7 protein-coding genes are annotated in these 7061 nt (G+C 62.4%); all 7 read left to right on the top strand.

Features of this window, described 5'->3' with window-relative positions; all coding sequences use genetic code 11:
* Positions 1-95 precede the first annotated feature (95 nt).
* The 7 genes from AC1D06_RS41170 (at position 96) to AC1D06_RS41140 (ending at position 6891) form a co-directional block, all read left to right on the top strand.
* Positions 96-1832, top strand: coding sequence for a ParB/RepB/Spo0J family partition protein (locus AC1D06_RS41170; RefSeq protein WP_477991222.1), 1737 nt, complete (start codon positions 96-98; stop codon positions 1830-1832).
* A gap of 93 nt (positions 1833-1925) precedes the next feature.
* The gene (locus tag AC1D06_RS41165) at positions 1926-2402 is read left to right on the top strand and encodes a hypothetical protein (RefSeq protein ID WP_477991220.1); all 477 of its coding nucleotides are present in this window, start codon (positions 1926-1928) and stop codon (positions 2400-2402) included.
* Positions 2399-2728, top strand: coding sequence for a hypothetical protein (locus AC1D06_RS41160; RefSeq protein ID WP_477991218.1), 330 nt, complete (start codon positions 2399-2401; stop codon positions 2726-2728). The genes AC1D06_RS41165 and AC1D06_RS41160 overlap by 4 nt, the downstream gene beginning before the upstream one ends.
* A 397-nt stretch (positions 2729-3125) precedes the next feature.
* Positions 3126-3710 (top strand): hypothetical protein, encoded by a 585-nt coding sequence (locus AC1D06_RS41155; RefSeq protein ID WP_477991216.1) that lies wholly within the window; start codon positions 3126-3128, stop codon positions 3708-3710.
* 317 nt (positions 3711-4027) lie between these two features.
* Positions 4028-4954 carry an ArdC family protein gene (locus tag AC1D06_RS41150; protein WP_477991214.1) on the top strand — a complete coding sequence of 309 codons (927 nt, stop codon included), beginning with the start codon at positions 4028-4030 and terminating at the stop codon, positions 4952-4954.
* A complete protein-coding gene (locus AC1D06_RS41145) occupies positions 4954-5502 on the top strand; it encodes a hypothetical protein (protein ID WP_477991213.1) in 549 nt (182 codons plus the stop codon). Before AC1D06_RS41150 ends, AC1D06_RS41145 begins: the two co-directional genes overlap by 1 nt.
* Before the next feature lie 336 nt (positions 5503-5838).
* Positions 5839-6891, top strand: coding sequence for a Fic family protein (locus AC1D06_RS41140; RefSeq protein ID WP_477991211.1), 1053 nt, complete (start codon positions 5839-5841; stop codon positions 6889-6891).
* The last annotated feature ends 170 nt before the right edge of the window (positions 6892-7061 follow it).

Here is a 7061-nt window from a genome sequence, read left to right as displayed (position 1 = left end):
GCCGCCCTGCCGTCCGGGAAGTGTCTTCGGGAAAAAGAAGACGAGAGGAAGGACCGGCAGAGGGCCGGTTCCGCATTCATTGGAAGGACAAATCCATGCAACTCGCAAAGGTCGATCCGCGGCTCCTGAAAGAGAACCCCGACAGAACCCGGCAATCCAAATCCTCAGCGCAAGCAGATTCCCTGATGCTCGCCACCATCCAGGCTGTCGGGATCGTCCAGCCTCCCGTGGTGGAATCGGAAAAGAATGGCGGCAACGGCTACATCGTCGATGCCGGCCACCGGCGCGTGAGACTGGCGATCGCCGCCGGGCTCGAAGAAATCAACGTTCTTGTGGCGGAGCCATCGAACGACAGCGGCGCCATGCGCTCTATGGTCGAGAACATTGCCCGCGAACCGCTGAATCCGGTCGACCAATGGCGCGGCATCGAGCGCCTCATCGAACTCGACTGGACCGAAGACACGATTGCGGTTGCCCTTGCGCTGCCTGTCCGCCAGATCCGCAAGCTGCGCCTTCTGGCAAAACTGCTGCCGGCGATGCTCGAGCAGATTGCCCTTGGCGACATGCCGAACGAGCAGCAGCTTCGCACTATCGCCGCTGCCAGCGTCGACGAGCAGAGCGAGGTTTGGAAGGCGAACAAGCCGAAGAAGGGTGATACCGCGCAGTGGTGGTCGATCGCCAATGCATTGAACCGCAAGCGCATGTACGCGAAGGATGCGAGCTTCGGCGATGACCTGGCGGTGGCTTACGGCATCGAATGGGTCGAAGACCTGTTCGCACCGGCCAATGAGGACAGCCGCTACACGACCAATGTCGAAGCCTTCCTCGGTGCCCAGCACGAATGGATAACGAATAATCTCCCCAAGAAGGGATCAATCGTCGAGACAAACACCTGGGGTCAGCCTGAATTGCCGAAGAAGGCCGAACAGGTCCATGGCAAGCCCCAGAAATCCGACCACACCGCGATGTATCTCGACCGCGACGGCAAGGTGAAGACGGTCCAATACCGGCTGCCCGAGACCAAAAAGCCGAAGGGAAAGAACGCGGCCGCCGACGGCACCGGCGAAGTGGAAGAGCCGATCGYSGGCTCGAAGCCACGCCCCGACGTCACCCAAAATGGTCTCGACATGATCGGCGACTATCGCACGGATGCGCTGCATGATGCGCTCGGGCGCGCGCCGATCGAGGACGACATGCTGATGGCGCTGCTSGTGCTCGCGTTCGCCGGTTTGAATGTTCGMGTCGACTCSGGCGCCGAYGGGACATTCTACWGCGGCGCCCGGTTCAAGCGCCATGCCGCAAGTCTGTTTGATCCGGACGGCAAGCTGACCTTCGACATCGACGCCTTGCGCGTCACCGCCCGCTCCGTCCTGATCGACGTGCTGTCCTGCCGGCGGAACAATTCCAACAGCGGTGTGATCTCCCGCATCGCCGGCGACGCGATCGGGGCGGACGCCTTCCTCCCCAATGTGGGAACGGAGGCTTTCCTCGCGTGCCTCTCTCGGCAGGCACTCGAAGCATCGTGCAAAGGCACCCCCGTCCATCCGAAGGCCCGGGTGCGGGAGACACGCGCCGCTTTGGTCGAGCATTTCAAGGAAGGGCATTTCGTCCATCCAGCGGCACTCTTCGCGCCCGATCCGAAAGATCTCGTGGATCTCATCAAGCACGCCGAGGTTCCGGAGCAGGATGACCCTGCCTCGGCGGAGACGACCGAGGCATCCACCGGTGACGTCGTCACGGACACTGACATCCGGGAATCCGATCCGCAGGGCTCTGAGGACGATGACGCTCCAGACGAAGACGGGTCCGCCTACGGTATCGCGGCGGAATAGCCAAACCTTCCATCCCCAACGGCAAGTCCGCCGCCGGCTGCCACCGTCGGCGGGTCTGTTTTGAGCCATCGCAGAACCCAACGGAGGAAACCCATGTCTGCGTCTCTGATCTACGACCTTGCTTCCATCGGCTCGATCATTGCCTGGTCCGACGGCACCCCGCGTCCGCCCGAGCGATTCAAAAGGAAGCTTGCCGCCTGGCAGACCCGGAATAGCAAGGGTCGGCTTATCCGCAAGGAAGGACCGCGCACATTGGGCAATTACACGGCTCCAGCGCATTTCACCCTGCACGAGGCGGACTTCGGCGAAAAGGACGTTGTTGTCCTTCGCATTCATCGCACATTCGGCATCGATTCCGATCTCACGTTCAAAGTGCTCGAACGCCCTCTGGCAGGATCCATCCGTGTCTTCGATCGCCACGGCGCCGCAGCCGAACTTGTCCATCTTGCCGAAAACCGCGAGGCTGCTCAAGCTTGGTTGACGAGGCATGGCTACCCGAATGCGGTGCTCGAGGAGGTGTCAGCGGACGAAGTGGCCGCTGATCATGTCGAAGGGAGGAGCGCGGCGTGACATCGCTCAGTCCACGGACCCTGCTCGCGGCGATGGAGGCGTCACGCCGCGAGACCCATCAACATCTCAATCTCGTTCTTCGCCAGATCGCCGGGCGTGCTGAACGTATGACCGTTACGCAGAAGGTAAAATCCCGGTCGCATCGTCGGGGTCGGTCCAACTGGACGCCTTCCGACGACGAACTCTATCGCGAGCACCTCGATAGCTTGACCTTCCAGCGGCGCGGTGAAATCGAAGCTCTGTCACGCAAGTTGGCGAGGCAGGATCCGGCGCTGGCCGCAGCCCGCGAAAAGCCCGGCGAAAATGCTGGGTGTAGGGCGGCATAGGCTAGCCGGGTCCAATCAGCACGCAGGCCGAAGGGTGCGGCAGCGGCAGAGATTGGCACGGGAGGCGGTCATTGGCCTCGTCTCCTGCATTCCGGTCTTCAGTCCGGGACGCGCTCCCATGCCGGATCGACCTTCGGTTTTTCACGGTCATAAGCCGGCGGCCGGTCGTTTCAAGGCCGCTTGCGCGCCGCATTGCGGCCTCCTCCCCCTCCCTCGCAAGACGGGTTTGCGGCCCGCGCAGGGGCTTACCCCGCTTGCCCGCAAACCCGTCCCGCTCGCTCAGGGGCTCCGGACCTTTGAAAGCGCCCGTCTTTCGCCGGCTTTCTTTGACCGTACCGAAGGGCGTTCCGGCAAGGGGCCGACGCGAGCCTTCGGCGAAACCGGAAAGGAACCAGACATGGCCAAGCCCGCAACCAATCGCCAATCTGCCCGCGTCGTCCAGCTTCGCAAGGGCGCSACRATCGAAATGGTYCGGCTCACCTGCCCCGATGCCGCCCAGGCGAYCAAGATCGCCGAACGYTTCGGCACAGCCGTCGTCGACAGCGACGGRATYCGCGACCWGCATGAGCGCCTGATCATCGAAACCGCCGATACGCTCAGCGAAGGTCTCGGTGAGCGSGCGATGCAGATCCATCTCCAGCGGATCGTCGGMGCYTWTGTCRGCTCGGCCCACGGCGCCGGSCAGTTCTACTCCCGSGCCGTCACCGAGGCGCGYGACGCCACGGCGAAGGCSGCAAACGAYGCCCGCGACGAGGACCTTGACGGYCCSGTGGGCTACGACAGCGCCGCCCAGCGCAAGCGGGAGTTCGCGGCGGACATGGGTGTGCAGGCTCACGCCCTCCGCATGGCGGCCGAAGGAGCCGTTGCCGCCTACGAGCACGTGGTCGGCGAGACCTGGAAGCCCTTCGACCGCCCGGTCGATCAACCCGGTACGTCGCTCGATCGCAAGGCTGCCGCGGCGCAGCTATCGGCTTTCGAATGAGCTACCCGCCGGCGGGGTTTCGGCCCCGCCACCACATCGATCATCTGGATAGGCCGGCCCTGGCGGGACCGGCCTTTTCTGCGTCGCTGCCAAGGCCGGCGACGAAGAGGCCGAGGAATGAAGCAAAAGGATGAGGTTTCGCCCTGCGACCCGTCCCGTTCGTCGGTCCTGCAGGAGCCGGCGGCCAGCCGCAACGGCTTCGCCGTCCTCCACTTCGTTGCGGCCGTTCCGGTGCGGCTCACCGCCTCAACGCTCCTGCCATCGGCCCTCCGCGACGGGCCGCGATGGGCGCGGCCTCCTGAACGGAGGTTCTGAAAATGAGCAGCAAACCAGCAAATGAACGCACCGACATCTACGCGAAGATCACCGACAAGATCATCGAAGAGCTGGCCAACGGCGTCCGCCCGTGGACGCAGCCTTGGAAGGCAGCGCATGCGGATGGCCGGATCACCCGGCCGCTCCGCCACAATGGCCAGCCCTACAGTGGCGTCAATGTGCTGCTTCTTTGGTCGGAGGGCCTGGCACGCGGCTATTCCTCGGCGATCTGGATGACATTCAAGCAGGCGMTCGAGGTAGGCGCCGCCGTCCGCAAGGGTGAAACGGGCACGACGGTCGTGTTTGCCAGCCGATTCACCAAATCCGAGGCTGACGATCACGGCAACGAGGTCGAACGGGAAATCCCRTTCCTGAAGGCATACACTGTCTTCAACGTCGAGCAAATCGACGGRCTGCCGGATCACTATTGCCACCGCCCTGCTCCGGTTCTCGATCCGATCGAGCGGATTGATCATGCCGACYGCTTCTTCCGCAACACCGGCGCCCTGATCCGTCACGGCGGAAACCGGGCCTATTATTCGCCGGCTAGCGACCACATCCAGATGCCACCCTTCGAGACCTTCGAGGATGCGGCTGGGTACGTGGCCACGCTCAGCCATGARGCAACGCACTGGACGGCGCCATCCTTCCGCGTCGGACGCGACCTGAGCCGATATGCCAAGGACAAGACCGAACGAGCCCGCGAGGAATTGATCGCGGAGCTTGGCAGTTGCTTTCTCTGCGCCGATCTCGGCATCGCTCCCGAACTGCAACCGCGACCGGACCACGCCTCCTACCTTCAATCCTGGCTCAAGGTTCTTTCCGACGACAAGCGGGCGATCTTCCAGGCGGCTGCGCATGCGCAGCGCGCCGTCGGCTACCTGCACAGCCTGCAGCCCGCCGTCTCCGAAGAGCGGGAGGCTGCATGATGGCCGTTCTCCTTACTTCCCGCCTGCTGATCCTTGCCTGCTCGGCGACCAAGCGCGACGGCCCAAAATATATGCCGGCGATCGATCGCTATGATGGACCGCTATGGCGTACCGTTCGCGCCGTCGATCCCCACGGTGAAAAGGCACAAGTCGCGTTTCTTTCGGCCCATCTCGGGTTCCGACAGGCCAACACGCCGATCGAGATCTACGACGCGCGCATGACCGAGGCGATCGCTGCGGCGATGAAGGCGGGCGGGCTCGGCACCCGCTGGCCCCGCCCTCGCAATCAGCGGCGCGTGATGCCGGGTGGCGAGCATCCAGGCATGCACATTGGCAGCATGACAGCTTTGGCGAGGCATCCCTTCACCGATGTCGCTCTGGTCGGCGGACATCTCTTTCTCGATGTGATGCGGCACCTCGTCGGGCTCTTCCGTGAACGCTTGCATGTCACCGCCGAGGCCAACGTCATCGAGATCAACGGTCCCATCGGCCGCATGCGGCAGGACCTCCGTCTCTGGCTCGATGGTCACGAAATTAGAGCGCGCTGATGTTGCACGCTTCAGCTCTGATCGGGGAGGAGCCTGTGCTTCCCCGATCCTCCGTGTGCTTTCGGCGCCGGGGCGTTGTCCACGACGCTTGCTTTGATGGGCGCGCATGCCGAAATTGACCAATTGCCCGATTGTACCATGTTCGCCGACACCCGGCTGAGAGCCGCCAACCATCCGTCAGCATCTGGATTGGTTGGCATCGGGAATTGCATAGTTGCTCGCGGGCCGCCTTCGCTTCTGCTTGACCGACAGCAMCACTGAAATCGGATGGACATGGATGGATAAATGGAGCGAGCTGTGTCATAGCCATTCGGATGGAAACGGATGGGACAATGGATGGCACTCGATATATCGACTTTGCGGATCACCCCTGAAATCCTGTCGCTTATCGCGGAGATCGACGAGTTTAAGGGCGCTTGGCGCGCCCTGGGACGGATTGCTCCTGATCGCCTCATCAGTCTGCGCCGGGTCGCGACAATAGAAAGCATTGGATCGTCGACGCGCATCGAAGGCGCTAAGCTCAGCGACCGGGATGTTGAAAAGCTCCTGTCCAACCTTCGCATCGGGTCTTTCACAAGTCGCGACGAACAGGAAGTCGCCGGCTATGCTGACGTGATGGAGACTATCTTTTCCGCCTTTGACGCCATCCCGCTGACGGAAAACCATATCCACCAGCTCCACCGTGATTTGCTTGCGCACTCTACCAAAGACGAGCGGCACCGTGGAAGCTGGAAGACGCTCGCGAACCATGTCGAAGCCTTTGACGAAAATGGCAAGAGCCTTGGCGTCGTGTTTGCCACCACCTCTCCCTTCGACACGCCCCGTCGTATGTCCGAGCTCATAGAATGGCAGCAGGAGCAGGAAAGAAGCCGCGAGTTCCATCCGCTGCTCGTAATCGCGACATTCATTGTGGTCTTCCTGGAAATACACCCCTTCCAGGACGGCAATGGTCGTCTGTCGCGCGTGCTGACTACATTATTGCTGCTGAGGGCCGGCTATATCTACGTGCCATATAGCTCACTTGAGAGCGTCGTAGAGCAAAACAAGGAGACCTATTATCTGGCGCTCCGTCGGACGCAAGGCACGATTCGGACGGACCGACCCGATTGGAACCCTTGGACCGAATTCTTCCTGCGCAGCCTGCAGCGGCAAAAGCAGCGCCTGGAGCGCAAGATCGAGCGCGAACGAATTCTGCTCGGCGACTTGCCGGAACTGTCTGTCACGATCCTTGAACTTGCTCGCGAACGTGGTCGGGTGACCGTCATGGACGCGGCGCGGGCGACCGGTGCAAGCCGAAACACCGTGAAAGACCATCTGAAGGGTTTAACCGAACACGGGCACCTCACGCAGCATGGTGCTGGACGCGGGACTTGGTATGGACTGACCTAAAAGCGCTTTCCCGTCCTCTTAGGCGCGATCGCCATGTCTATCTTCCTTTCCCCGACTGTTTGCCAGTGCCCCTCGTCGGGCTCGATGAGGCATGTCTGACCGGAGAGCGGCTTTGCCTCGATCGTTCTCCCGCAACGGCCGTCCGCAGCTTTCTTCCCCTGCCGGCGACC

The sequence above is a fragment of the Rhizobium sp. P2_G2 genome (assembly GCF_056403555.1).
Note: the sequence above shows the minus strand (reverse complement) of the source record. Positions and strands in the feature narration are given on the sequence as shown.